At 64.3% G+C, this 23,815-nt stretch carries 17 protein-coding genes and 1 tRNA gene; 5 read left to right on the top strand and 13 right to left on the bottom strand.

Features of this window, described 5'->3' with window-relative positions; all coding sequences use genetic code 11:
* Window positions 1-72: 72 nt before the first annotated feature.
* From ACSION_RS18500 to ACSION_RS18485, 4 genes are read right to left on the bottom strand one after another with little or no spacing between them, the layout of a single operon-like run.
* Window positions 73-1,335, bottom strand: a complete 1,263-nt coding sequence (locus tag ACSION_RS18500; protein WP_435307231.1) for a Wadjet anti-phage system protein JetD domain-containing protein — start codon at window positions 1,333-1,335, stop codon at window positions 73-75.
* Complete coding sequence (locus ACSION_RS18495; RefSeq protein WP_435307230.1) at window positions 1,328-4,744, bottom strand: SbcC/MukB-like Walker B domain-containing protein; 3,417 nt, start codon at window positions 4,742-4,744, stop codon at window positions 1,328-1,330. Before ACSION_RS18495 ends, ACSION_RS18500 begins: the two co-directional genes overlap by 8 nt.
* Complete coding sequence (locus tag ACSION_RS18490) at window positions 4,731-5,342, bottom strand: DUF4194 domain-containing protein (RefSeq protein ID WP_435307257.1); 612 nt, start codon at window positions 5,340-5,342, stop codon at window positions 4,731-4,733. The genes ACSION_RS18495 and ACSION_RS18490 overlap by 14 nt, the downstream gene beginning before the upstream one ends.
* Window positions 5,342-6,772 carry a Wadjet anti-phage system protein JetA family protein gene (locus tag ACSION_RS18485; RefSeq protein WP_435307229.1) on the bottom strand — a complete coding sequence of 477 codons (1,431 nt, stop codon included), beginning with the start codon at window positions 6,770-6,772 and terminating at the stop codon, window positions 5,342-5,344. Before ACSION_RS18485 ends, ACSION_RS18490 begins: the two co-directional genes overlap by 1 nt.
* An 89-nt stretch (window positions 6,773-6,861) precedes the next feature.
* Here ACSION_RS18485 and ACSION_RS18480 point away from each other — a divergent pair, with 89 nt between their 5' ends.
* A complete protein-coding gene (locus ACSION_RS18480) occupies window positions 6,862-7,695 on the top strand; it encodes a helix-turn-helix transcriptional regulator (protein ID WP_435307228.1) in 834 nt (277 codons plus the stop codon).
* Between the two features lie 127 nt (window positions 7,696-7,822).
* Here ACSION_RS18480 and ACSION_RS18475 read toward each other — a convergent pair whose 3' ends face one another.
* The 9 genes from ACSION_RS18475 to dtd all read right to left on the bottom strand — a co-directional run bounded on the left by ACSION_RS18475 (window position 7,823) and on the right by dtd (window position 19,300).
* Window positions 7,823-10,330 (bottom strand): S8 family peptidase, encoded by a 2,508-nt coding sequence (locus ACSION_RS18475; RefSeq protein ID WP_435307227.1) that lies wholly within the window; start codon window positions 10,328-10,330, stop codon window positions 7,823-7,825.
* Window positions 10,308-11,309, bottom strand: a complete 1,002-nt coding sequence (locus ACSION_RS18470; protein WP_435307226.1) for an AAA family ATPase — start codon at window positions 11,307-11,309, stop codon at window positions 10,308-10,310. The genes ACSION_RS18475 and ACSION_RS18470 overlap by 23 nt, the downstream gene beginning before the upstream one ends.
* Before the next feature lie 22 nt (window positions 11,310-11,331).
* Complete coding sequence (locus ACSION_RS18465; protein WP_435307225.1) at window positions 11,332-11,649, bottom strand: helix-turn-helix domain-containing protein; 318 nt, start codon at window positions 11,647-11,649, stop codon at window positions 11,332-11,334.
* 157 nt (window positions 11,650-11,806) lie between these two features.
* The gene (locus ACSION_RS18460) at window positions 11,807-13,021 is read right to left on the bottom strand and encodes a tyrosine-type recombinase/integrase (protein ID WP_435307224.1); all 1,215 of its coding nucleotides are present in this window, start codon (window positions 13,019-13,021) and stop codon (window positions 11,807-11,809) included.
* A 177-nt stretch (window positions 13,022-13,198) separates the two neighbouring features.
* Window positions 13,199-13,274, bottom strand: a tRNA-Ile gene (locus ACSION_RS18455).
* Entirely contained in the window at window positions 13,237-15,207 is a 1,971-nt protein-coding gene (gene mdoH / locus ACSION_RS18450; protein WP_435307256.1) for a glucans biosynthesis glucosyltransferase MdoH, read from the bottom strand. The genes ACSION_RS18455 and mdoH overlap by 38 nt, the downstream gene beginning before the upstream one ends.
* 2 nt (window positions 15,208-15,209) lie before the next feature.
* Entirely contained in the window at window positions 15,210-16,754 is a 1,545-nt protein-coding gene (locus ACSION_RS18445) for a glucan biosynthesis protein (RefSeq protein WP_435307223.1), read from the bottom strand.
* 150 nt (window positions 16,755-16,904) lie between these two features.
* Window positions 16,905-18,758, bottom strand: a complete 1,854-nt coding sequence (gene rpoD / locus ACSION_RS18440) for an RNA polymerase sigma factor RpoD (RefSeq protein WP_435307222.1) — start codon at window positions 18,756-18,758, stop codon at window positions 16,905-16,907.
* A gap of 101 nt (window positions 18,759-18,859) precedes the next feature.
* Window positions 18,860-19,300: a D-aminoacyl-tRNA deacylase gene (gene dtd / locus ACSION_RS18435; protein ID WP_435307221.1), complete on the bottom strand. Its 441-nt coding sequence runs from the start codon at window positions 19,298-19,300 to the stop codon at window positions 18,860-18,862.
* Between the two features lie 94 nt (window positions 19,301-19,394).
* Between dtd and ACSION_RS18430 the strand changes: the two genes are divergently transcribed.
* The 4 genes from ACSION_RS18430 to ACSION_RS18415 are packed head-to-tail and all read left to right on the top strand — an operon-like array spanning window position 19,395 to window position 23,802.
* Window positions 19,395-20,294 carry a lauroyl acyltransferase gene (locus tag ACSION_RS18430; RefSeq protein WP_435307220.1) on the top strand — a complete coding sequence of 300 codons (900 nt, stop codon included), beginning with the start codon at window positions 19,395-19,397 and terminating at the stop codon, window positions 20,292-20,294.
* Between the two features lie 54 nt (window positions 20,295-20,348).
* Window positions 20,349-21,776: a hypothetical protein gene (locus ACSION_RS18425; RefSeq protein ID WP_435307219.1), complete on the top strand. Its 1,428-nt coding sequence runs from the start codon at window positions 20,349-20,351 to the stop codon at window positions 21,774-21,776.
* Window positions 21,776-22,276 carry a PH domain-containing protein gene (locus tag ACSION_RS18420; protein WP_435307218.1) on the top strand — a complete coding sequence of 167 codons (501 nt, stop codon included), beginning with the start codon at window positions 21,776-21,778 and terminating at the stop codon, window positions 22,274-22,276. Before ACSION_RS18425 ends, ACSION_RS18420 begins: the two co-directional genes overlap by 1 nt.
* The gene (locus ACSION_RS18415; RefSeq protein WP_435307217.1) at window positions 22,276-23,802 is read left to right on the top strand and encodes a PH domain-containing protein; all 1,527 of its coding nucleotides are present in this window, start codon (window positions 22,276-22,278) and stop codon (window positions 23,800-23,802) included. The genes ACSION_RS18420 and ACSION_RS18415 overlap by 1 nt, the downstream gene beginning before the upstream one ends.
* Window positions 23,803-23,815: the final 13 nt, after the last annotated feature.

The following is a 23,815-nucleotide window of genomic DNA, read 5'->3' as shown; positions in this document are numbered from 1 at the left end:
GTCGATTCTCGTAGTCGACCAACCAGCTAGCCACTGCCTTGAACACGGGAATCCAGGTGAATTTACTCGCCATCAGGTGACGTTCCTTGCTTGCTTGTGGTACCCATCGCCGGACAGCCCTTCCTCGTCGGGTTGTGATTTACCAGGCAACTTCACTGCGACCCGCTCTTGCTCCAATGTCAATGCGGGCATTTCCAGAAGCATTGACCATCCAGCACGCATTGCGGCTGCTCTCATGGCATCGCGTACCGAATCGGACACCTTTTTCCCACAGCCTTGTGTTGTTGCATTCATGAGCCAAGGCTGCAGCAACACACCCGTCGGCACGGCGACCTCCTGCAATCGAGCCGCAATCCGGAAGCCTCCGACGTCAATATCTCCCCAGTGATAGAACACCGTCGACGGCGGAAGATCTGCAGTCAACTGTCGGAACCCTGCAACCCAAGCCGGCGAGGGCATGCCACCGGTGAACACCACCATTCCATCCGCCCTGCCCGTCATCACTTCAGCAGCCAAGTGGAACGTCGTCAGGTTTTCGATCGTCAGTACCCACGCCGGCGTAGCGGCCAGGCCACGCACGTTCTTTGGTGCCACGCCGACGTAAGGCTGCACGATCGTGCAATCGGGCCCTTCCTGCATCAGGATCGAGCCCGTCCCGGCGACCATTAGCGGCAGCGGCTGCTTGACCAAGCCGAGCGTCCTAAGCACTTCCCACTTGCCACGTGGTCGGCTTGCCAGCCCCTCCCCTGACAGGACGTCGAGCTGCGGCAGTAACCTCTCGATCCGTTTCGTATCCGAGAACAAGTGCCCACTTAGGACACGGATGACCTGATCCTCCCCGGGTTTGGTTGCCAACGCATCGAGCACCCGCAGGGCATCCCGCCACGAATGCCAGGAATCCGGGCCCAAGGCACGCGGACGGCGCAGCGCCGCCCATGCTTGCAGCACCTCCTCCAGCTGTGAGCAGCGCCTCAGCCAAGGAGCCAACCCCTCCATCGCCTCCCCCAGCTGATCCACATTTGTGCTCACGCCGAGCAGACTGGCCAGCGCGTCCACGTCAAGTACCCGCACCCATTCCAGCGGTCGATCCTCTCCGCCCTGGTCGCCCCATCCGGCCACCACCGCGCCGCGCCTGATCGCGTCACCTATCTGCATGTGGCCACGCATGCGTTCGTCGAAGTCCTGCCGCCAGTAGATCGAGCTGGTCGGCTTGAGGTTCGTCTTCTGCACAGCGGCCGTGGATCCGGTCACCCGCTTTCGTTCGCCGCGCTGCAGCTGCTCGCGCAGAACGGTCTCGACCCACGGACACAGTGCCAGATTGCGGCGTTCAGCCACCGGCGCGCTCCGTGACCTCGGCCAAGGCCTCGTCCATCAACTCCGGATGCACGGCGACGATGTCACTGGCCAATAGCTCCCTAGCCGCCGGCTTGACCTCATTACGGAACAACTGGATCCGCTTCGACCCGAACCGCGCCATATCCCAGTACACATCGAGGAACGACGACATCTTGGCCTGATCGGATTCCGGGCCGGCAATGATCATCTGCAGTCCGAGGGCATTGAGGTACTCGGCGGTTGCACGCACGTTCTGCGCATCCATCTTCTCGAACGCCTCATCCAGCATGATCAACCCACCACACCCGGACGTGCCCGCCGGTTTGCCGAACGCTGCGGCCAACGCAGCGCCGAAGATGACGTAGAGCGGCGTGCGGTGTTCGCCACCGGAGCCGGGCCCGAACCGCTTGCTGAGCCTCCCCTTCAGCTCGCCGCCGGCGTAGATGTCGACGTCATAGCTGAAGAACAGACGATGGTCGTTGAGTGGACTGTTCTCCAGCTGCAGCGGCGAGCCCTTGCCGTCACCTTCTACCAGCAGCCGGAACTCCTCCGGGATGGGGCCTGAACCTCCGAACAGCGTGGCCTCGCTCTCGCCCATATCGCGCACGCGCTGCAGGAAATCGTAGAGCTTGCGGTGCTGGTCGACCTTGGTGGCCTTGAACTGGTAGCGCTCGCCATTGGTGAACTCCGGCGCCTTGTCGAGGATTCGGTTCAATCCCTTGATCTGTTCCTCGATCGCATCGAAGCCGTTGAGCAGGGTATGCGCAACGTCCGACCGGAAGACATCGACCGCGGCGGCGTACGCGCGATCGGCCTCGTCCTTCTTCTCGACGAGCTCCAGTTCGGACATCCGCTTGATCTCGCCTTGGATCATGACCTGGGCCTGCCGCCAGTCCTGGTCGCGGATCTCGTGGTTCTCGAGCTGGTAGTTAGCCAAGTACGTGGTCATGAGGCCCCACGCCTTGATGTTGGCGGTGTTGCCGTGTCGGGCGCTGTCCTCGTGCTGTTTGTCGCACTCGGCGATCGCCGCCGCCGCATCTTCCTCGGTCTTAGCGTCCACTGCCTGCCGAAGCTCCTCGGCCGCATTGAGGTCGCACAGTGGGTTCTGGCGTGCGACCGACTCAGCCACCTGGGCATCAATTTGTTCGCGCTCAAGCCGCTCGAGCTGTCCGCGCATGCCACCCAGGGCCGATCCAATCCGCGTCAATTCGTTCGAGGCAGCGATCTTGGCCGTGTCCTTCGCCTCGTGATCCTTCGCTGCGTCCGCTGCCGCAGCCTTAAGCGCAGCGACGCCGCCAGAGGCGCCCGCTTCGATGATTGTTTCCACCTGGGTAATCGCGGCTTGCCGGTTCACGATCTGGCTGACGGTCGCCTGGAGACGCTTCTGGATGGTGTCGCTGTCGCCTGCCGACGCGAGCGCCTGACCGATGTCCGTCACCAACTGCAGCCGATGCTTGACCGCCTCGTAATGCTCATCTGCCTTCCGTAGCGCCTCGCGAGCCGCCCGCAATTGCTCATCATTGCTGATCCCACCGATGCGCAGGCCGACCTTCGTCAACAGGCGCAGGCGATCGATGCCGCCGCCGGAGCTGACCATGCCATCACGCGAGAGCGCCTTATGGCCCACGCGCAGCTGCTCACTGCTGTCCACCAGCGCTACCTTGCCCAGCTCGCCCTGCAGGAAGCGCACGGCGCCCTTGTCGTCGCCGGCGATCAGCTGGGCAGCATATTTGCCCCCACCGGGGGCCTGCCACGGGCGGGTACGCGTGCTCAGAGCGAGTTTCGCGCCGTAGATGTCCCGACGATTGCGCCGGTAGAGGTCGACCGCGGTCGTTTCCTGCGCCGGATCGTGAACCAACAAAGCGTCGACATTCCGCCCAAGGTAGGCCTCGATGGCCGGCTGCCATTCTGGATCCTTGACTTCGACCAGATCGCACACGGGCGTGGTGCGGATGTCGGCCTCCTCAAGCAGGGCCTGCAGACCTGCTACTTCGCGCCTAAGCGGTGCGCGACCGGAGCCAGCCCGAGCGATGTCGCCCTTGGCCAAGGCGATTGCCTGGTTCGCCTCGACCGACTGTTGGGCGAGCTCAATCCGCACATCGTCGACAGCTTTATGCAGTGCATCGATGGCGTTGGCCAACACCAGAGTGTCCTCTGGTTGGATCTCCTCTTCACGCCCGACGTGTTGGGTCAGCGCAGACAGGTACTCAAGCGCCTTCGCACCGTTACCTTGCGTATCGGCTAGGTCCTTGTTGCCCACCAAGCGGCGCACTGTGCCGCCCAGCCGAGCCAGTTCGTCCTTGAACCCGACCCGCAACCCACCCAGATCCTCTCGACTATTGTCCAGTTCCTTCCTGCTGCCCAACTGACTCAGGTACTCCGGATCCTGGTTCAGCGCGACCTCCGCCGTCACCAGTCGCTTGTGTGCCGCCGCGGCATCGGCCTCAGCCTTGCTCAGCGTCGCTTTCGCCGAAGTCTCCTGCTGCGTGAGATGTTCGATCATGTCCCCGGCTTCGCCTACCTGTTCGCCGAGCCGTTCGGACAAGTACACGGCCTTCAGGTAACCGTAGTTGGCCGCCTTGACGAAGTGCTGCCTGACCGTGCGGTATTGCTTCTCGACGGCCTCGGCCTCGGCCAGACGTTCGGCCAACTCCTGAATGGTCCGCTGGATCTCCCTAAACTGATCTAGCCTGGCCCGGAACTGGGTGATGTTGGTCGGTCGCGCCTCGATCAAGTGGCTACGCAGGGTCTCGTTGAGATCGTCGACGTCCCGGTTGAGCTTGAGCGATCGCGCAAATGCGCTGCGGATCGCCCGATGGTTCGGTGACTCGCCACGCTCGGCCAGATGCGCGCCGAACAACTGGCGAGAGAACTCCTCGCCGTTGATGGTGAACACCGCCGTCGTGCCAACCGCCCTGCAGCGATCGGCGAGCTCGTGCTGCATCCGTCGCCATGGCAGCACCATCTCCTGCCCGCCCTGCACCTCGATCATCTGCTCGGTCCGCAGCGCGACCCCGGGGAGGATGTAGAGGCTGTGGAAGACGTGTTCCTGACTGTCCACGGTCGCTGACAGGGCGGCGCCGGCGGTCACCGCCATGCCGGTGTCGGGATCGCGGAACACCAGATTGATGTAAGTGTTCGCCGACTCCCGGCACACGTCGCTTGGCCGCTGTCCGTACACGCCGAGGCAGTAGTCACGCAGGCTGCGGGCCCGGCGCTTGCCTTCACTCGATGCGTTGAAGTGGATCCGGTTCCGATCGGCTCCGAGCAGTACGATCTGCAGCGCATCGAGCAGCGCCGTCTTACCGGTACCGTTTGGCCCTAGGAAGGCCGTGTTCCAACCGACATCAAGATCCTGCCGGGTGTAGAGGAAGTATTGGATCAGGCCGATCGACTCAAGCTGCTTCATCGTCAGCCTCCCCTTCGACGACTTCAAGGTCGACGCCATAGGCCGCCAGCTGCAGCAGCGCAGTCTGACCAAGGATGTCGGTGATCGCTGGGCGGATCGCGATCTGGAACGGCTGGTCGTCTGCCGCCTCGATCTCGCGGGCCATGCCGTTGCGCTTGAGCGAGCGCACCAGTTCGCGCATTTCACCGCGATCAGGTAACTGCCGGCCCAGCAGGTCCTTGTAGAGCTGCTCCAGCTCCTCCAAGGTGACAAAAGCCTCCCCGTCCACGATATCGACCGCGTTGATCCGGTCGTCGTAGACCCGGCGCAGCAGCAACGCCAACCGCGTTTCCTCCAACCGCATGCGGGCACCGAAGGCGTGGCGTGGGATGGCCACGAGGTAGCCATGGTGCGTGTTGTGGGTAATCGTCATCCCGAATTGTTCGAACACGTCCCGGAAAGCTCCCAAGTGACGGGTCACCAACTCGTAGGGCACGCGTCCGCCGCGGTCGCCGGCATAGATCACCTGCTCCATCATCAGGCGATAAGCCGCTTGCTGATAATCCTGCTCCTCGTAGAGCCCGTTGCTCTGTGCCGCCAGACGCTCCCAGTTGATCATCACGCTCCCTCGCGTTCGACGACAAAGCGTCGATGGGTCATGTACTCGTTGTTGGTCGTGCGCTCGTCCTCAAACCGCACCCGGATCCCGCGCAGCATTTGCAGCATGGGATCGTGCCGTCGCAACTGCAGGGGCGAATCATCGCGCGAGGCGATCAGCAGTAGGCGCTGGTAGCAGCACAGGTCGTTGATAGACTCGACCTCGAGCGCGTCCGAGTCGACGTGCAGCTTGCCGTCAAGCATCCGCGCGACGTAGTTGGCGAGTTGCACAGAGGTGACCTTGCGGTTCTCCACCATGCGCCGGCGCAGCCATTCCATCGCCAGTTCCTCATCCGACAGTTCAATCGCCTCGACTGCGGTAGCCACCTGCTCCCTGGACGGCTTGCGGGGCTTGGCCAGCGCGAGCGCCGACCAGTGCACGCCACCGGCGTCGCCAGGCAGCGCGGGGTGATCCTCTTCCATTCCCGCCAACGCGGTGCACGCCCGGCTGATGAGCTTGTCCAAGTGTTTCGGGGCGCGCAGCTTGTATTCGATCAGAGCCAGCGCCCGCTGATTGGCGATGTTGATCTCTTCGTCCAGCCGAGCGAGGTGGTCCTCGATGTTGTTCAGGCGCAGCAACTGATGGGTGTCACGTCGGTAGGCTGCCTCCCCGCGCTCCCGATCGCCCTTGCCGATGTGCTCGACGTACCAGCTGACCAGTCGCTCACGCGAGGCCTCGTCGTCCTGCAGCGCGTAGGTCTTCTCGATGATCTGGCCGCGGTACTGCAGGGGATGGTTACGGGTCCGTAGCTCGCTGTAATCGGCGATGTACACCCGCTCAACGAAGTCGGTGAAGAAGCCATGGACGAAGTCGCGTGCGGACTCCAGTTCCACCAGGCCGTCCATCAGGTCCTGCACCCGGCACCCGGTGTTGACGATGTGCGCCATGCATTGCCGGGCCTGCTTGGCAGCGGTCTGGTAAGCGCTGCAGGCGTTGGGATCAGTGCTGTCTTCGGTGACCGAGCGTAGATTCAGCAGGATCGATCGCACCTGGCCACCGATGTACTCGGGCTCCTGCCGCGCGAACTCGTTGAGCATCGTGAACAGCATGCCGATCCGCGGCTTCACGGTAACCATGTCGACCAGGCCGCGGCGCCGCACTGAGAACCATCCCGCCTCAGAAAGCGTCTTGAAGACCATGTGGCTAAGCACACCCACTGGGGTCTGCAGCTCGCCGTCCCATGGATCGTCGGCCACGATGCACGACTCGATGACGCGGACCACCACAGTCTTAGCCACTTCCTCGCCCGGGGCACGGCCGTCGTCGCCCCAGAGCGTCGACATCACCCGTGACAAGACATCCCAGTAGTGGCGGCTATTGGCAACGGCCAGGGGCCGGAAGATGGCCTCCGGCAGGCGATCAAACAGTGGCGTAACTGCTTCGTGATCCAATTGGAGCCTCGGGCACCCCAGCCATGGCGCTGGTAGCATAAAACGACCGGTACTTTTATGCTACCGATACTCCCGCCCAACCCGGCACCATGGCAAAGACCCCCAGCGGCCACCAAGAACGCCTCAAAGCGGTTGAGATCCTGCTCTTGTGGGAGGGTCGCGTGTCCCGCCCGCGGCTCGGCGAGCTCTTCGACGTGCATGGGTCGGTCCTGAGCCGCGACATGGCCGCCTACGCCGATTTGGCGCCCGACAACTGCCAGTACGACACCGGTGCCCGGGGCTACGTCGTTACGCCGTACGCGCGCGCGCAACTCACCAAGGGTCAATTCAGCGAGTACGAAGCCTTAGTCGGCACACTCGCCCTGCGTGGACTACGCGCGGGCGTCGAGCTCGTCTCGGCCCAACAGCACGCCACGCATATCCAGCACGGGCCGTTCTCTCGAATCCACGCGGCGATTCGCGAGAGCAAGCAGATCCAGATCGAGTATCGATCGCTCAACAATCCAGAAACACACGAGCGTACGATCCGGCCCCACGCTTTCATCCAGGCCGGACCGCGTTGGCACGTGCGCGCGTACTGCGACAGAGCCAAGGGGTTTCGTGACTTCAACCTCGGCCGGATAAGCCGAGTAGACGATCCAGTGCATTCGCTGCTGCCGGCAGCAGAAGAAGACCGGGCGTGGGACACGCTGATAACGCTTCGTTTGGTTCCGCACCCTCACCTGAGTGCTGCCCAAGTCCAACTGGTTCGCGATGAGTACATGGCTGGCACCCTTGCCCGGGCCTTCGAAGTTCGCCTTCCGGTGTCCAAGTACCTTGTTCAAGCGTACAGGGCGGCGATCGATACCAGCAGGCAGCTCCCCCCAGACTTCATTCTGGCGGTGCATAAGCCAAGCGAACTTCCGCCAGGAGCACTGCTATAGGCAGGATCAGCGTCTAGTACTGAGTTGCAAGGCATAAACGTATGCTTCTCCCAGTGAGAGTTAGCAAACCTGAACTATTCGCTACGTCCGAAGGCAGCTGGCATCCAACGAACAGGCCAACGCGATATCACGCTTCAACAATAATCGGCTGAGCGACCGGTATCTTCTGCGCAATTGCGTTGTACAGGTCGACCTCAGTTTCCTGTGTCCGGATCGAGACGATAAGGCTATATCGCGCAGGCAAGTCGTACCTCTCCAGTGCCTGGCGAGTGCGCCACCAACCGGCCGATGGGTAGACGGCGATAAATCCTCTACTGGCCAACTCTGCGGCCGTACCCGTCCACACATCTTGATGCAACGATCCGCGATGCCGCTGCCGTTCCCCCAAGTACCAGTTGGGATCTTTCGGATTGACCGGATCGCCTTCTTCCTCGCGCTGGGCCGCAGCATTGATCCGGGCCACAAAATCGTCGGTAGAACTATCCAGCGGACGCTGAACATCGAACCGCAGACGGTGAGATGGGTAGTAGAACTTCGACGTGGTGCCTCGGGCCGATGGGTTGGGTTCGACGAAATAGGAGAGCGTCACGCGCAACTCGACCTGCGCATTCTGCAGGGCCTCCAGCTCTTCCCTTGGCCACGGCAGCGCATGCAGATTCATGTCGCGGGTGATGACCCCTTTTCCCTTCACCTTCGCGTAGGGATGCACCACGTCTTCCACGACGAGCGTCAGGGAATTCCCTGCACTCCACAGCGCCCGCTCAAGGTCGGGAACCCCCCAGCCGCAATGACGGATTAGATGAACGTAATCGTTCTTGTTGGGCGCCTGCCCGTTCGGCAGGTACATCGCACGCATGGCTTCTGTCCACTCAGCCGAATGAACGATGAGCGCACGGACAGTCTCCGGCCGCAGGCCCGGATATGCCGCCATGATCTGTGCAGCCATGCGTGCGCACAGCGCGGACGCGGCACTAGTTGCGTTCGTGGTCGTGAACAGGCGATCGACGGGCTCGTTGTGAGTGGTCAAAAGGTTCAGACTTGCCATGCCGACGGCACCGAAATCGTCCTTGGCCGCGTTACCCCCGTCGAACATCACCTCGGGTTTCAGCGGCCAAGCCCCATCCCACGTCCTCGATGTCGTGGTGAACGGACTCGGACCGCCCTCGGCCGCGATCGCCTTCAGCGAGGCGTGTCCGTCCGTATCAGTAGTGTGCGCAAACGCGCCGACCGTGATGGCATTCCATGCCTGACCCGGATCATGCACGAGATTGGTGGAAAGGCTGGCGGGGTACGCAGCCCAGGCGTTCGGATCGCGGATATTTCCGGCGGAAAGCACAAATAGCCGCGGGTACTGGCCTGCCCCATCGGTATCGGCCGCCAGCTTGTCCACTGCTGAGGACCAAGACGAGGGGCGCCCGCGATCGCGGTAGTCCGACGCGCTCACCGCCGACGTGAAAACCCGCGCCCTATCCGGAGCGGCCACTTCGGGGCGAGCAACGCCTTCTGTAAAGAGATAGGCGTGATGCCGCGCGTCCCCATTGTTTCCGCCATCCAAGGGCACCAACTTGACGGACTCGAGGCGATGCGCAATCTCAATTAGCCCAGTCGAAGCCAACGCATCCGTCAGGTCGCCATATGCTGCGAGTCCGGCAAGGCCGGTGCCATGATTGACAGTATCGTCGACTCCCCACGTCGGTTCGACCGTGTGCAGATCCGCCGCATCCATCAAAGGCACTAGCAGCGGATGCCCCCGGTTGACGCCGGTGTCCAAGAAACAGATCCGCGGAGCATTACCTTCTGGCAACTGAACGCGCTGCAATAGCTCATCTGCCCACTCCTGCTGTTCGGAAACCGTCATCCCGTCGAAGAACTCGGCGGTTTCCTTCGCACAACGAAGTTCCGCGACGCAGTTTAAAGTCATCACCGAGCGGGAGAACTGCTGCTGCGAGCCGTACATCAGTAGTACGGTTCGCTCCGGGAAGTCGACCTGCTTGTCGCTGACAACGCATTCGGCCAGTTTCGCCAGTGTCTTGAAGTCCTCCACGACGGCCTGACGCTGGCCGCGGACAGGAAGCCACACTTCCCACCAGAATGGAACGGCAACATCGTCTGGCAAAAGGGCCGGATCATCGGTCCACAAGGCCCGCAACTCGGCTGCGCGGATCGAGGCGATCGTATTCAGCAGCGCCCGATGGTCACGAGCATTGCCGTTTTTGTCCTTCTTTTCCTCCAGGTACTCGGTGACGTACTTTTCGAAATGCGCCAGCTTGCCGTCAGGTACGAATACGTTGGCGTACGTGCAATCCCCTTCTCGGCGCACACTAAGCAGTTCGATCTTCTGGGTCTCGTTCGCCAAGCTCTCGAAGGCCAGCTCGACATCCGGTTGGCTGGCAAACTGAATTTGCACACCGAGGCCGCTTTCCAGCCCCTGCTGCGCCTGGGCACGGACTGCTTCGGTGGAGACCGGTTTCAATGCGTCAATCTGTGCACGCAGGACTTGTCCATGCTGCTGCCGAGGCAAATCCGGAACAACGCCGGAACCGCCTCCCCCGGCAGAGTGCGCCGTGAAGCCAACCGCCTTGGAAGTGTCTTGCAGAACTAGGTGCGGCCGCTTATCGGCTGGCTGATCCGGCATGGTTCGAGGCTGCCTTCTTCTTGTCCGTTCTTAAGCTCAGTTTCCGACGATCTTCCAGCGCGCGGTTCAATATCTCTCCGCTCACCCGCGACTCGTCATGCATGACTGCCTCTTTGATGGCCTCGTCGACCGCACGCCGGATCTCCGCATAGCTCAATCCGTCCGCTTTCGACGCGACCCTCTTGAGCGGGAACGGCTTTGGCACGAATTTCCCCAATCGCGATTGGATCAGCTTCGCCGCCTGATCCGCCGTAGGCAAGTGGTACTCGATGACATCGTCGAATCGGCGAAAGAGCGCGTAATCGAGGATCTCTGCATGATTGGTAGCGGCGACGATCAGACTGTTGGACTGGTCGTTCTCGATCATCTGCAAGAAGCTGTTCAGTACGCGCCTGATCTCGCCGACATCGTTAGCAAGCCCCCGCTGAGAACCGATCGCGTCGAACTCGTCGAAGAAGTACACACCACGAACCTCGGTCACTGCATCGAAGATCTGGCGCAACTTGGCCGCGGTTTCACCCATGAACTTGGTGATAAGCGCGTCGAACCTCACCGTGAACAGTGGTATGCCGAGCTCAGCTGCCAGCACCGATGCGGTCATCGTCTTACCCGTCCCGGGCGGGCCAACCAGTAGCAGCTTACGTCGAGGCGACAAGCCGTACTCGCGGATGCGCGAAAGCAGCCGTTGCTCCTTCAGAATGCGCTCGATCTGCGCGGACACATGCGAATCGAGCACCATATCGACCAGCCTGCTCTTCGGATAAGCAACCGTCAGCAGGCTGGCAAGCTCTCCGCGCGGACGAGCGAGGGGAACCAGCTTGCCTGACTGCTCGCCAGCCGCGGTCCGCGACTTTGCGGCGTCGATCATGTCGCGCAGTTCCTCGGCCAGCCTGCCATGGCCGAGTTTGGCCTCATGCGCCGCGACCTGCATGGCAACCGAGTAGAACTGGCGCTCATCCCGGTCGATGTAGGACTTCACCAACGCCTTGAGTTGTTCGGCACTAGCCATGTTGCTCACCCGGTTGCGTGGTTGCATTGGTCGGCTTAGCCAGTGATGCCAGGACGGATTGCATCAGCTTGCCGGCAGTCTTCTCATCTATCGGCCCGAGATCCTCCTGCTCCGATGCTAGGAAGAATAACAAGCCAACTGGAACCTGGAGCGCCTGTGCGACCCTGATAAGCGTAGAAAGTGTCGGGTCGCGCTTGTTGTTCTCGAGCATCGACAAGTACGAGACCGAGCAACTTGCCTGGCGTGCAACAGCGCCTTGCGAGGCTCCCCGCTTGGTACGGCACAACCGGATCGCCCGTCCGACATTCATAACCTTCGCTTTCTCACCGACCGCGACAGGCCAGATCCCGGCCTACTGAAGATTTTACCACCAGTAAAACTCCGGCACACAGAATCCGGCCAGCCAGTGGGTCGATGGCATGCCAGTGTCAAAACCAGTTCCGATGTGCCCGGAAGCTGCCTCTCCGCTAACCAGCCTTTCGCCTAATCGAAACGACCTTCCCTTCGCTTTCTCGAAGCTGGTCGAGATAATCGGCCCAGGCCTGCATCATCTTCCTGCGTTCCGCCAAATGGACCGTTCGGTTGTAGGCCCTGCCTAGGGGATCCCGCACCGCATGTGCCAGTTGGTGCTCAATGTAATCAGGGCGGAAACCCAATACCTCATCGAGGACGGTTCGAGCCATCGCCCTGAACCCATGTCCGGTGATGATGTCACCGCTGTAGCCCAGATAGCGCAGTGCGGCGTTGACCGTATTCTCGCTCATGGGTCGCTTCGCGCTCCTCACCCCTGGAAAGACGAATTCACGCCGACTTGTAAGCGGGCGCAGTTCTTCCAGAATTTCTTTAGCCTGAGATGACAACGGGACGATGTGCGGCGTCCCGGTTTTGCTGGCGGTGAAACGCCACTCCGATGCGCGGAGATCAATGTCTGCCCAACGCGCCTTTCGAAGTTCTCCAGGGCGGACAAAAAGCAACGGGGCCAGCTTCAGCGCCGCCAAAGTCACAGGAGACCCTCGGTAGGAGTACATGGCTCGTAGTAAGTCACCAATCTTCGTGGGATCCGTGATGCTCGCGAAGTGCTTGGTCTGCGGTTGCTCAAGCGCTCCCGCAAGATCATCCGCGGGGTTGCTCTGAGCGCGCCCCGTCGCAATGGCGTATCGGAATACACGGCCAGCTAAAGACCGAGAGCGGTGTGCCGTCTCAACCACGCCTCGCCTCTCCATCTTCCGCAGCGACGCCAGCAAAAGCGGCGCAGTCACATCGGTGATCGGAATGTCACTGATGGCCGCCATGTCCTTCTCGATCAGCCGGCGCTCGCGCTTCACGGACCCGGGGCTCAGACCTTCCTTCGCACGCTTGACTAAGAGCTCTGCAGCGATGGCACCGAACGTTGCCTCGGAACGCTCGAGCTTCGCGGCTCGCTCGATCCTCGCGGCGTGCGCAGGGTTGCCCCCGCCCCTTACCAACGCACGAAGGCGGTCTCGTTCGGCGCGCGCCTCTGACAAGCCCATGACCGGGTACTCAGCCATCGTGATGATGCTCGCCTTGCCGGCATGGCGATATCGATAGCGCCAGACCTTTGCGCCAGTGGGGCGCACCTCTATGCATAGGCCATTGGTGTCTGCGATGCGGTACGCGCTTTCGCGCGACTTAAGCGTGCGCAACTTCGTGTCGGTGAGCATGTGAGTCAACCATTTGTGAGTCAGACGCCCCTGCGGCCGCCCTCTGACTCACAGCCTGACTCACTTTTTTCTCGGATTCAACTGGACACGCTTGGACGGTGACGCACAAAAAACCCCACAATTAGCGGGGTTTTGTGCCGTTCTCTGGATTGTTCCGGACAACCTTGGACGCTTATTTGGTGGGCCCACCAGGACTCGAACCTGGAACCAAAGGATTATGAGTCCTCTGCTCTAACCATTGAGCTATAGGCCCGCTGGGCCGGGATTGTACCGGACGGGGCCTGTTCCGAAGCTGCGGCGCCGGGCGTGCCGCGCAAGTTCAGCGCGCGCGCGAGGACGTCCGGCGGAGCGGACTCCTCTGGGATACGCAGCCACCCACGTTCGCGCAAGTACTGTCCCACGGCCGGAGACGACGTGAGCACGTTGATCGGCACCGACAGCACCATGCCCAGCACCACCGGCGCCATCCATGCGGCGAGCGCGGGCGATACGAGGTAAGCCAGCACGGCGCTCAGCGCACCGAACACGGTGAGTCCCGCGTAACGACGCACCAGGCTGCCAAGCGGGACGCTGCCGTCGTCGCGGCGTTGGGTTTCCCATCCCGAATCGCGGCCGGCCAGCACTTCCGCCACGCCGCGCGATTGCACGTACATGGTGACCGGCGCCATCAACGCCGCCAGCACCGTTTCCAGCACAGCACTGCCGATGATGCGGATCGCACCGCCGCACTGTCGACGCAGCTCCGGTTGCAGCAGCGTTGCCACGCATCCCATCACCTTCGGCGCGAGCAACACGGCCATCGTGAAGTAGAACACCCACAGGAAACGCTCCGGGTCGCCGCCGCGCCAGTACAGGGCGGGCGTGAATCCCTCCAGGTGCGGCTGGTCGAGCGAGAAGCCCGCCTGCTGCAGCGGGATCGCCAAGCCCGCCAGCATCAGCATCGCCCACATCGGCGCGGTGAAGTAGTGGCCGATGCCGACCAGCAGGTGCATGCGACTGAGCCAATGCAGGCCACGTGTGGGCAGCACCGCGCCATGCTGCAGGTTGCCCTGGCACCAGCGGCGGTCACGCACCAGCATGTCGGTCAGCGACGGCGGACCTTCCTCATAGCTGCCCGACAAAGCCGGCGCCATGTGCACCGCCCAGCCGCCACGGCGCAGCAACGCGGCTTCGACGAAGTCATGGCTCAGCACCGCGCCAGCGAACGGCTTGCCGCCGCCCAGGTGCGGCAGCCCGGCATGCGCGGCGAAGGCGGAGGTACGGATCAGCGCGTTGTGGCCCCAGTAGTTGCCCTCCGCGCCGTGCCACCACGCGACGCCCTGCGCGAGAACCGGCCCATAGACGCGCCCGGCGAACTGCTGCATCCGCGCGAAGAAGGTGCGTCCGTTGACGATCATCGGCAACGTCTGCACCAGCGCGAGCCGTGGATTACGTTCCATCGCCGACGACAACCTCACCAGCGTATCGCCGGTCATCAGGCTGTCGGCGTCCAGGATCAGCATGTGCGGGTAAGCCGCGCCGAACGTGCGCACCCACTCGGCGATATTGCCGGCCTTGCGCTCGGTGTTCTTGTCGCGGCGCCGGTAATACACGCGCGCTGCCGGGCCAAGGCGCCGCACCAACTGCGCGAAGGCGCGCACCTCCTCCCGGGCGACCTCGGGTTTGGTGGTGTCGCTGAGCACGAAGAAGTCGAATCGGTCGAGCTGTCCCGTTTCCGCCAGGGATTCATGCATCGCCTGCAGGCCCGCCAGCAGACGGTCGGGCTCTTCGTTGTAGGTCGGCAGCAGCAATGCCGTGCGCGTCGCGAGCTCGGGCAGCGGCGCATCGGGATCGATGCCCAGCGGCATCGACCGATGCGACACCAGTTGGACGAAGCCGGCCAGCGCGCTCGAGAACGCCAGCGCGATCCATGCGAACAGCGCCACGAACAACCCGAGCACCACGCCTTCCAGCATGTCGATGCCGTCGCCACGCAGCACCCACCACACCTGGTAGGTCGCCAGCAAGGTGAGCATCGTTGCCCCGCCCATCACGACCGCACGGCGCCACGGCATGTCGGAGGGCGACGTTGGCAAACGGCGCGACGCAAGCCGCCCCGTCGACAGGTCCTGTACGGGCATGTCGAGCGGTGCTTCCGGCGGCAGCCACGTCTGCGTAGTGGAATCGTGGTCGGGGGTTCTGTTCATGCTCAAGTGCTCCAGCGGTACAGCCAGGTTTCGGACAGCGGCGCGTGCCCCTCCAACACGCGCGCATGCAGTTCGACGTCACGCCCGTCGGCGCTGTCGGTGTTCGGACGGAACTCGAAGCTCAGGCGCCAGCCCTGCGTTTCCGGATTCGGATACACGACCGCACCGCTCACCTCGCCGCGCGCTGCCCAGACATCCGGCGTCAGCTTCGCGTCGCGCGGCATCGAGGCCAGGCGCCCACCCTCCAGGTCGATCACCACCAGCCGACGCGCCGGATCCGGTGCCGCGCCGATGCGCGTGTCGCTGACCACGGCCAGTGCCGACTGCCATGCATGCATGTCGCACCAGTGCATGCGGTAGTCGAAGCGATGCTCGCGACCCGCGCGCAACGGCTTGTCCGGACGCCAGAACGCCACGATGTTGTCGTGGTATTCGTCGCCGGTCGGGATTTCCACCAGCGTCACCGCGCCCTTGCCCCACCGGCTGCGCGGCTCGATCCACAGGCTGGGGCGCTGGTGGTAGCGCGCTTCGATGTCGGCGTAGTCTCCGAAGCCGCGCTTGCGCTGCATCAGGCCGAAGCCTCGCGGATGCGTGTCCATGAAGGCGCTGCTCTGCACGCGCGGCGGATTGCTCAACGGCCGCCAGATCTGGTCGCCATTACCGTTGAAGATCGCCAGTCCATCGGAATCGTGCACCGCGGGCCGGTAGTCGTCGGTGCCCACGCGATCGCCCGCATCGAACTCGAACATGCTGGTCAGCGGCGCGATGCCGGCACGCGCCAGGTCGACGCGCGGATACAGACGCGACTGCACATCGATAACGGTCTCGGCACCAGGCTTCATGTCGAAGCGGAACGCGCCGGCCACGCTCGGGCTGTCGAGCAGCGCATGCACGACCAGATGATCGGCGCCAGGCGCGGGCTGTTCGATCCAGAACGCGCGGAAGACCGGGAACTCCTCCGCTCCCGCATCGCCGCTTCCCAACGCGAGTCCACGCGCAGACAGGCCGTATGCATGCCCCTTGCCCAGCGCACGAAAATAACTCGCACCGAGGAAGGCGATCAGTTCGTCGTAAACGTCCGGCGCATTGAGCGGCGTATGCACGCGGAAGCCGGCGAAGCCGAGATCGCTGCCGAGTTCGGGCTTCGTGCCCGGCGGAAACGAGAACAGCTCGGTCGTGTATGCGATCGGCGTCGCGCTATCGCCTTCCACGCGGTACAGCTCGACACGCTGCTTGAACAGGAAGCCGCGATGGAACATCTGCACCTGGAACGGCAGGCCTTCCTTGCGCCAGATCGCCTGTTGCGGATCGAAGCGCAGGTCGCGGTAGGCGTCGTAGCCGGTATCCAGCGCCGCGGGCAGCGTTTCGTCCGGCGCACGGTACGGCTGCCCGGCCAGCGCGCGGGCCAAGTCTGGAACCGTTTCCATCGTGAAGCGTGTCGAAGGTGCGGCGGCATTCGCCGTTGTCGTTGCCTGCGCCAGCACGCGGGGCACGCCGCCCAGCAGTGCGATGGCGAGCGCGCTCTTGAGTGCGTCTCGTCGTTGCACGCGGTTCTCTGACCGTGGTGATGGCGTCAGTGTAGAGAGCGTGATGTGACGGTCATGGCAAGGCGGCGATGCGCGCGCCGCCGACATTGCACCAAAAAAAAGCGCGACCCCGAAGGGCCGCGCCTGGATGGTGCATCACCGCGCGTTGCGTCAGTCGATATCGAGGAAGCTGCGCAGCTGTTCCGACCGCGACGGGTGACGCAGCTTGCGCAGCGCCTTGGCCTCGATCTGGCGGATGCGCTCGCGGGTGACGTCGAACTGCTTGCCGACCTCTTCCAGCGTGTGGTCGGTATTCATGTCGATGCCGAAGCGCATGCGCAGCACCTTGGCTTCCCGCGGGGTCAGGCCGGCCAGCACGTCGCGGACGGTTTCCTGCAGGTTGATGTTGGTGGTGTTCTCGATCGGGGACTCCACGTTGGTGTCCTCGATGAAATCGCCCAGGTGGGAATCCTCGTCGTCGCCGATCGGGGTCTCCATGGAGATCGGTTCCTTCGCGATCTTCATCACCTTGCGGATCTTGTCTTCCGGCATGTCCATTTCTTTCGCCAGCTCTTCCGGCGTGGCCTCGCGGCCGTACTGCTGGAGCATCTGGCGGGAAATGCGGTTGAGCTTGTTGATCGTCTCGATCATGTGCACCGGGATGCGGATGGTGCGCGCCTGGTCGGCGATCGAGCGGGTGATCGCCTGGCGGATCCACCAGGTGGCGTAGGTCGAGAACTTGTAGCCGCGGCGGTATTCGAACTTGTCGACCGCCTTCATCAGGCCGATGTTGCCTTCCTGGATCAGGTCGAGGAACTGCAGGCCGCGGTTGGTGTACTTCTTGGCGATGGAGATCACCAGGCGCAGGTTGGCCTCGACCATCTCCTTCTTCGCCTTGCGCGCCTTGGCTTCGCCATAGGCCATCGCACGGCTGATTTCCTTGATGTCGGCGAGCGTCAGGTGCATCGCCTGCTCGACCGCGATGGTGGCTTCCTGCTCGGAGACGATCTGGTCCTTGACGTCGCGCAGGCCCGAGGACCACTTCTGCTTGCGCTTCAGGACTTCGTCCACCCAGCCCAGGTTGGTCTGGTTGCCTTCCCAGGCACGCAGGAACTCCTTGCGCGGCATCTTGGCGACGTTCGCGCACAGGTGCAGCACGCGACGCTCGTGGTCCTTGATCTGCGCCATCACTTCGCGCAGCTTGCGGACCAGCGTGTCGGTCAGCGGCAGCGGCAGCTTCAGGGTGACGAAGGTCTCGGCCAGTTCGCTGCGCAGCTTGGCGACAGCCTTGTTCTCCGGGCCGTTCTTGGCGTACGACTTCTTGAACTTGGCGTAGCCGTCGGCCAGCACCTGCATGCGGCGCGCGACCTCTTCCGGATCGGGACCGGTCGGCGCGGCTTCTTCGGCCACGTCGTCGCCGCTGTCCTCGTCTTCGTCCTCGTCCTCGCTCGCGTCGGCGGCCTCTTCGGCCACCGGGGCGCTCTCGACGGGTTCTTCGACGTCGTTGAAACCGACCACGACTTCGGCCAGGCGCTTCTTGCCGGCCTTGTGCAGTTCGTAGTCTTCCAGCAGCAGCTCGATGGACCACGGGAAGTTGCCCAGCGACGCCTGGACCTGGGCCAGGCCTTCCTCGATGCGCTTGGCGATGGCGATTTCGCCCTCGCGGGTCAGCAACTCGACGGTACCCATCTCGCGCATGTACATGCGCACCGGGTCGGTGGTGCGGCCACCTTCGGTATCCAGCGACGTCAGCGCGGCAGCGGCTTCTTCCGCGGCGGTCTCGTCGACTTCGCGGTTGCCGGTGTTGCCGTCGGCGAGCAGCAGGGTTTCGGCATCGGGCGCGACTTCATGGACATCGATGCCCATGCCATTGATCATGCCGATGATGTCTTCGATCTGCTCCGGGTCGACCAGGTCGTCGGGCAGGTGATCGTTGACTTCGGCGTAAGTCAGATAGCCCTGCTCCAGGCCCTTGCTGATCAAGAGCTTGATGTCGGACTGCTGGGCAGGACGTTCGTTGGCCATGGAGGTTGCGCCACCGGGAAGTGAGGAAGGGAGAACCCCGTATTATACCAGCCCGGACCGGGTTGGGCTCCTGAACCCCGGCCACCGACAAGGGGAGAACGTCATGGCCGAAGCAGGAAGGTCACGGGCCCGTCATTGACGAGGCTGACCACCATATGGGCACCGAAACGCCCGGTTTCCACCCTCCCGACATGCTTTTCCCTGCATAACGCGACGAGCCGGTTGAAGCCCTGTTCAGCCTCGGCCGGGGGAGCGGCGGTGGTGAAGCTGGGCCGCATTCCCGAGCGGGTGTCGGCGGCCAGGGTGAACTGGCTCACCAGCAACAGTCCGCCGCCCGTATCGGCCAAGGACCGGTTCATCCGTCCCGCCTCGTCCGCGAACACGCGATAGCCCAACAGTCGCTCCGCCATCCGTGCGATCTGCGATTCGCCATCGCCCGGCTCCACGCCCACCAACGCCAGCAGACCGTCGTCGATGGCGCCGACGACCTCGCCGTCCACCGTGACCGTGGCCGAAGCAACGCGCTGGATTAGGGACAGCATGGGTGGGCTCCTCGAACGGGAGCGACAGGATAGCCGCAGCATCGGACCGCCTTCCTGCCTCGGGTGCGCCGCCCCGGTTGGCTACACTCCCCGGATGAAACCGGCCACGCTCGCCTCGCTCGCTTACCACGCCGCCGCCCTGCTCGGTCGCCTGCCCTGGCCCTGGCTGCGCACCTTGGGCGATGCCATGGCCTGGGCCTGGCGCCGATCCGACGCCCGCGAAAGCCGGGTCGCGCGCCGCAACCTGGAGATCGCCTTCCCGGATCTGTTGCCCGGCCAGCGGGAGGCGCTGCACGAGGCCATCCTGCGCACCACCTCCCGGCAGGCCCTGGAAACGCTCCGCTTCTGGACCCGCCCCCCGGCCGAAAACCTGGCACTGCTGCGCGAGCGCCACGGCGAAGCGCTCTATGACGCGGCGCTGGCCAGTGGCAAGGGCGTGATCGTGGCGGCCCCGCACTTCGGCAACTGGGAGCTGCTCAACCAGTGGCTGGCCTCGCGTGGCCCCATCGCGATCGTCTACCGACCGCCTGAATCGGCCGTCGGCGATGCCTTCCTGCTGCGCGTGCGCGGCGCGGACAACATCCGCCAGGTGCGGGCTGAAGGCCCTGCCGTGCGCCAGCTGTGGAAGGTGCTCAAGGAGGGCGGCGCCGTCGGCATCCTGCCTGACCAGCAACCGAAAGCCGGCGACGGTGAGTTCGCCCCCTTCTTCGGCACGCAGGCGCTGACGATGACGCTGGTCTCGCGCCTGGCCGAACGCACCGGGGCGACCGTCCTGTTCGCCTGGTGCGAGCGGATCGGGCCCGGCCCCGACTTCGCACTGCACGTGGAGCCAGCGCCCACCGGCATCGCGGATGCGGATCCGGTCGCGGCCGTGACGGTGCTCAACCAGGTCGTCGAGCGCATCGCGCGACGCGATCCCGCGCAGTACCAGTGGACGTACAAACGCTATACCCTGCGGCCGGAGGGCAGCGGCGAGGACAATCCCTACCGCTGAAGGGGACAACACACGGGGGATGCGATGCGCACGCGTAGGTGGCTGACAGGATGGTTGGCGGGATGGCTTGTGGTCCCCGCGGTGGCCGCGCAAGACCCGGCCGCGTTGAATCAGGTGTCGCAGGCATGGGACCGCTATGCCGAGTTGAGTAGCCAGAACAAGGCGGAGAGCGTCGACCTGCTGGCCGCCTCCAGCCTGGTCCACTTCGGCTTCCTGCGCGACATGGCGCTCTACGCCTCGCCGGAACAGGTCCGACGGCTACCCAGCGGCGACCGCATCACGGTCTACCTGCTGCGCGCCACCCAACAACCCGACGCGCTCAAGGCGATGGACAACCGTGCCGTGGCCCGCCTGTGCATGACCGAAGGCTGGTCCGGCGTGGAAGAGGGTAACGAAGACCGGCCCATCCTCTCGCTGTCCAACGTCACCGTGGTCGATGACCTGGCCGTGGGTGAGGTCGCACCACCGACGGAGAGCCAGTTCCAGTTCGGCCCCATCCTGGTCCGCGAGGATGGGCAATGGCGCTACCGGTACGAATCGCTGATACCCGACGTATCGGTCTACATGGACCAGGCGTTCAAACAGGCCGGGCTCGGCGAGGTCCGCACCATGGAGCTGGCGCTGGCGGGCCTGCTGGAAGACGAGGCCCCGAGCATGGCCCTGCTGGACCGCACGCCGATGGACGATGCGGCCATGCGCACGCGCCTCAACGAAAGCTGGCCGGACTATGCCGCACCGTTCCGCTCGCGCCTGCGTGCCGTTCGCAGCAAGGCCGAGGCCGGCGACGCCTTCGCCCAGTTCGCCTACGGCGCGCTGCAATACAGCGGGGGCTTGCCGCAGATGGTCCCGAAGAACACGACGGAAGGCCTCGCCTGGCTGGAAAAAGCCAGCGAGGGCGGCCAAGCGAAGGCCGCGTGGCTGGCCTCGATGGCGATCACCGAAGAAGGGAAGTATTCCGACGACGCCATGCAGCGCGCGCTTCCCCACCTCAAGCGTGCCGCCGCACAGGGCGTCGACCCCGAAGCGCTGCTGGCCATGGCCCAGTACCACCATGACGGCCTGGCCGGCATGGCCCGCGATTGCCACCAGGCCGAGGAATGGGCCGCGCGCGCGGAAGAGGCCGGGGCGAAGCAGGCGCGCAACGAGCGCGTGTGGATCCTCGCCACCTGCCCCGTTCCGGGTCAGCGCGAGGCCGCCCGCGCACTGGAACTGGCGCAGTTCATGATCCAGCGCAAGGACGAACTCGGCTGGCACGAACTGGATACGGTGGCCTCTGCGTTGGCGGCGAACGGTGATTTCACCCAGGCCGTGCAGTTCCAGGCGCTCGCGATCGAGAAGATGACCGCAGATGCGGACGTTTCCAAGGAGAGGCGCGGCCCGATCCAGAAGCGCATGAAGGCGCGACTGGGCAAGTACCGCAGCGGGCGCGACTACGTGCTGGACTATCGCGCCATCGACGAAATGAGAGCGAGCAGGCTTTGATGCAGACCGATCACGACACCGCCGCACCGCCGGCTCCGTCTTCCTGGCAGGCGCTGCCGTCGCGCGGCGCTTGGCTGGCCGCGCTGGGCGGCGCTGCGTTGCTGTTCCCGCTGGGGTTCCCCGCCTTCTTCATCTCGCGCACCAGCGACCTGGTCTCGCCTTGGGTGGCGGTGCCGTTGGCTGCTGGCGTGGGCGCCCTGCTGGGCGCCTGGGTCGCGGTGAAGCGCCATCGCCGGACGCGCTGGCGACTGGACGATCAAGGCCTGGCCGTGCGCCGCGGCAACTGGTGGCAGAGCGAAACGCACGTGCCGATCTCGCGCGTGCAGCACCTGGACCTGAAGCGCGGCCCCTTGGAGCGCAGCGCGCGCCTCTCGACGCTGGTGGTGCACACCGCAGGCACCCGCATGGCGGCGGTCTCGATCTCCGGGCTGGATGTCGATGATGCCGAGCGCCTGCGCGAGCGCCTGGCGACCCAGTTGGACCACGACGACGCGCTGTGATGGACGACGTCGCCCTGGACACCACCTCGCCCGAACGCCGCCTGCATCCGTGGTCGTGGCTGTTCGTGCTGTTGCAACAACTCAAGCAGTTCATCTTTCCGCTGGCGGCGCTGCTCGTGTTCGGCGCGCGCAAGGGCGACGACGACCTGTGGATCTCGCTGGCGCCCTTCATCGGCATCGTCGTGCTGGTGACGCTGGCGATCCTGCAGTACTTCACCTACCGCTACGTGATCGGCCGTGACGGCCTGACCGTGCGTGAGGGCCTGTTGCACCGCTCACGGCGCGAGATCCCGTTTTCGCGGATCCACAACGTGGTCGTGCACCAGTCGCTGCTGCACCGGGTGTTCGGCGTCGCGGAAGTGAGGCTGGAATCCGCCGGCGGGCAGAAGCCGGAAGCGCAGATGCGCGTGCTCGGCCTGCGCGACGCACTCGCGCTGGAGGACCTGGTGCGCCATCAGGTCCGCGGTCCCGCACCCGGGCTTGCGGCATCGCCGGACGCCGAAACACGGGAGGCCGATCCGACCCTGCTGTCGTTGTCGACCGCGGAAGTGATCCGGCTGGGCCTGATTTCCAACCGCGGCATGATCGTGGTGGCGGCGGCCTTCGGTGCGGCCTGGCAGATCCTGCCGGAGCGCATGATCGAGCAGTTCTTCCGCCAGGGCGCCAAGCAGGCCTTCGGTTATGCCGAACAACTGCACCTGGGATGGCTGGCCGGCGCAGCCGGCGTCGCGGCGCTCGTGCTGCTCGCCCTTGGCCTGGTCCGCCTGCTCTCGGTAGTGCTGGCGCTGCTGCAGTTCCATGGTTTCCGGCTGACCGAAGATGCGCGCCGCTTGATGGTGGAGCGCGGGCTGCTCGCGCGCCTGCGCACCAGCGTGGCGCGTCGGCGCATCCAGGCATGGACGCTGCAGGAGGGCGTGCTGCACCGATGGTTCGGACGTCGTTCGTTGCGCATCGATACCGCGGTGGCCGAGAAGGCCGGTCAACAGGACCAGCGTGCATTGAAGGACCTCGCGCCGATCGCCACGCCCGAGGCCTGCGATGCCCTGCTGGGTCACCTGCTCGCGCAGGGAGCGTGGCCGCGCGAAGACTGGCAGCCTGTCGCCGCGTCCGCGCGCTGGCGCTTACTGCTGCCGACCGTGGCCTGGCTGCTGCCCGTCACCGCCCTGGCCGCCTGGCACCTGGGGCCGTGGGCCTGGTGCGCGCTCGCATGGCTCCCTGTGGCCGCCTACGCGGCGCACCGGCAGTCGTCCCGGATGGGCTGGTCGCTGGACGAACATCTCGTTGCGGTCCGCGGCGGCTGGTGGTCGCGCTACTGGCGCTTCGCCGAGATCGACAAGCTGCAGGCCCTGCGCCTGTCCCGCTCACCGCTGGACCATGCCTGCGGCACGGCGTCGTTGTGGCTGGACACCGCCGGCGCGAATGGCATCGCCGCACCGTTGGCGCTGAGGTTCGTTCCGGAAGCTGAGGCGCACGCCACCTTCGAGCGCCTTTCCAGCGCATTGTCCCGCCGCCGTCTCCGCTGGTGAGGCTCGCCGCCCT

Origin of the sequence: Pseudoxanthomonas sp. LjRoot125, assembly GCF_964252705.1 — a bacterium.
In the GTDB taxonomy this organism is placed as follows: Bacteria; Pseudomonadota; Gammaproteobacteria; order Xanthomonadales; family Xanthomonadaceae; genus Pseudoxanthomonas_A.
Note: the sequence above shows the minus strand (reverse complement) of the source record. Positions and strands in the feature narration are given on the sequence as shown.

What these genes read in the sequence shown, in the direction of transcription:
- ACSION_RS18460 (WP_435307224.1), bottom strand. Translation starts at nt 13,021, where the DNA reads ATGCTCACCGACACGAAGTTGCGCACGCTTAAGTCGCGCGAAAGCGCG.
- ACSION_RS18495 (WP_435307230.1), bottom strand. Translation starts at nt 4,744, where the DNA reads ATGAAGCAGCTTGAGTCGATCGGCCTGATCCAATACTTCCTCTACACC.
- dtd (WP_435307221.1), bottom strand. Translation starts at nt 19,300, where the DNA reads ATGCTGTCCCTAATCCAGCGCGTTGCTTCGGCCACGGTCACGGTGGAC.
- rpoD (WP_435307222.1), bottom strand. Translation starts at nt 18,758, where the DNA reads ATGGCCAACGAACGTCCTGCCCAGCAGTCCGACATCAAGCTCTTGATC.
- mdoH (WP_435307256.1), bottom strand. Translation starts at nt 15,207, where the DNA reads ATGAACAGAACCCCCGACCACGATTCCACTACGCAGACGTGGCTGCCG.
- ACSION_RS18430 (WP_435307220.1), top strand. Translation starts at nt 19,395, where the DNA reads ATGAAACCGGCCACGCTCGCCTCGCTCGCTTACCACGCCGCCGCCCTG.
- ACSION_RS18465 (WP_435307225.1), bottom strand. Translation starts at nt 11,649, where the DNA reads ATGAATGTCGGACGGGCGATCCGGTTGTGCCGTACCAAGCGGGGAGCC.
- ACSION_RS18420 (WP_435307218.1), top strand. Translation starts at nt 21,776, where the DNA reads ATGCAGACCGATCACGACACCGCCGCACCGCCGGCTCCGTCTTCCTGG.
- ACSION_RS18415 (WP_435307217.1), top strand. Translation starts at nt 22,276, where the DNA reads ATGGACGACGTCGCCCTGGACACCACCTCGCCCGAACGCCGCCTGCAT.
- ACSION_RS18490 (WP_435307257.1), bottom strand. Translation starts at nt 5,342, where the DNA reads ATGATCAACTGGGAGCGTCTGGCGGCACAGAGCAACGGGCTCTACGAG.
- ACSION_RS18480 (WP_435307228.1), top strand. Translation starts at nt 6,862, where the DNA reads ATGGCAAAGACCCCCAGCGGCCACCAAGAACGCCTCAAAGCGGTTGAG.
- ACSION_RS18475 (WP_435307227.1), bottom strand. Translation starts at nt 10,330, where the DNA reads ATGCCGGATCAGCCAGCCGATAAGCGGCCGCACCTAGTTCTGCAAGAC.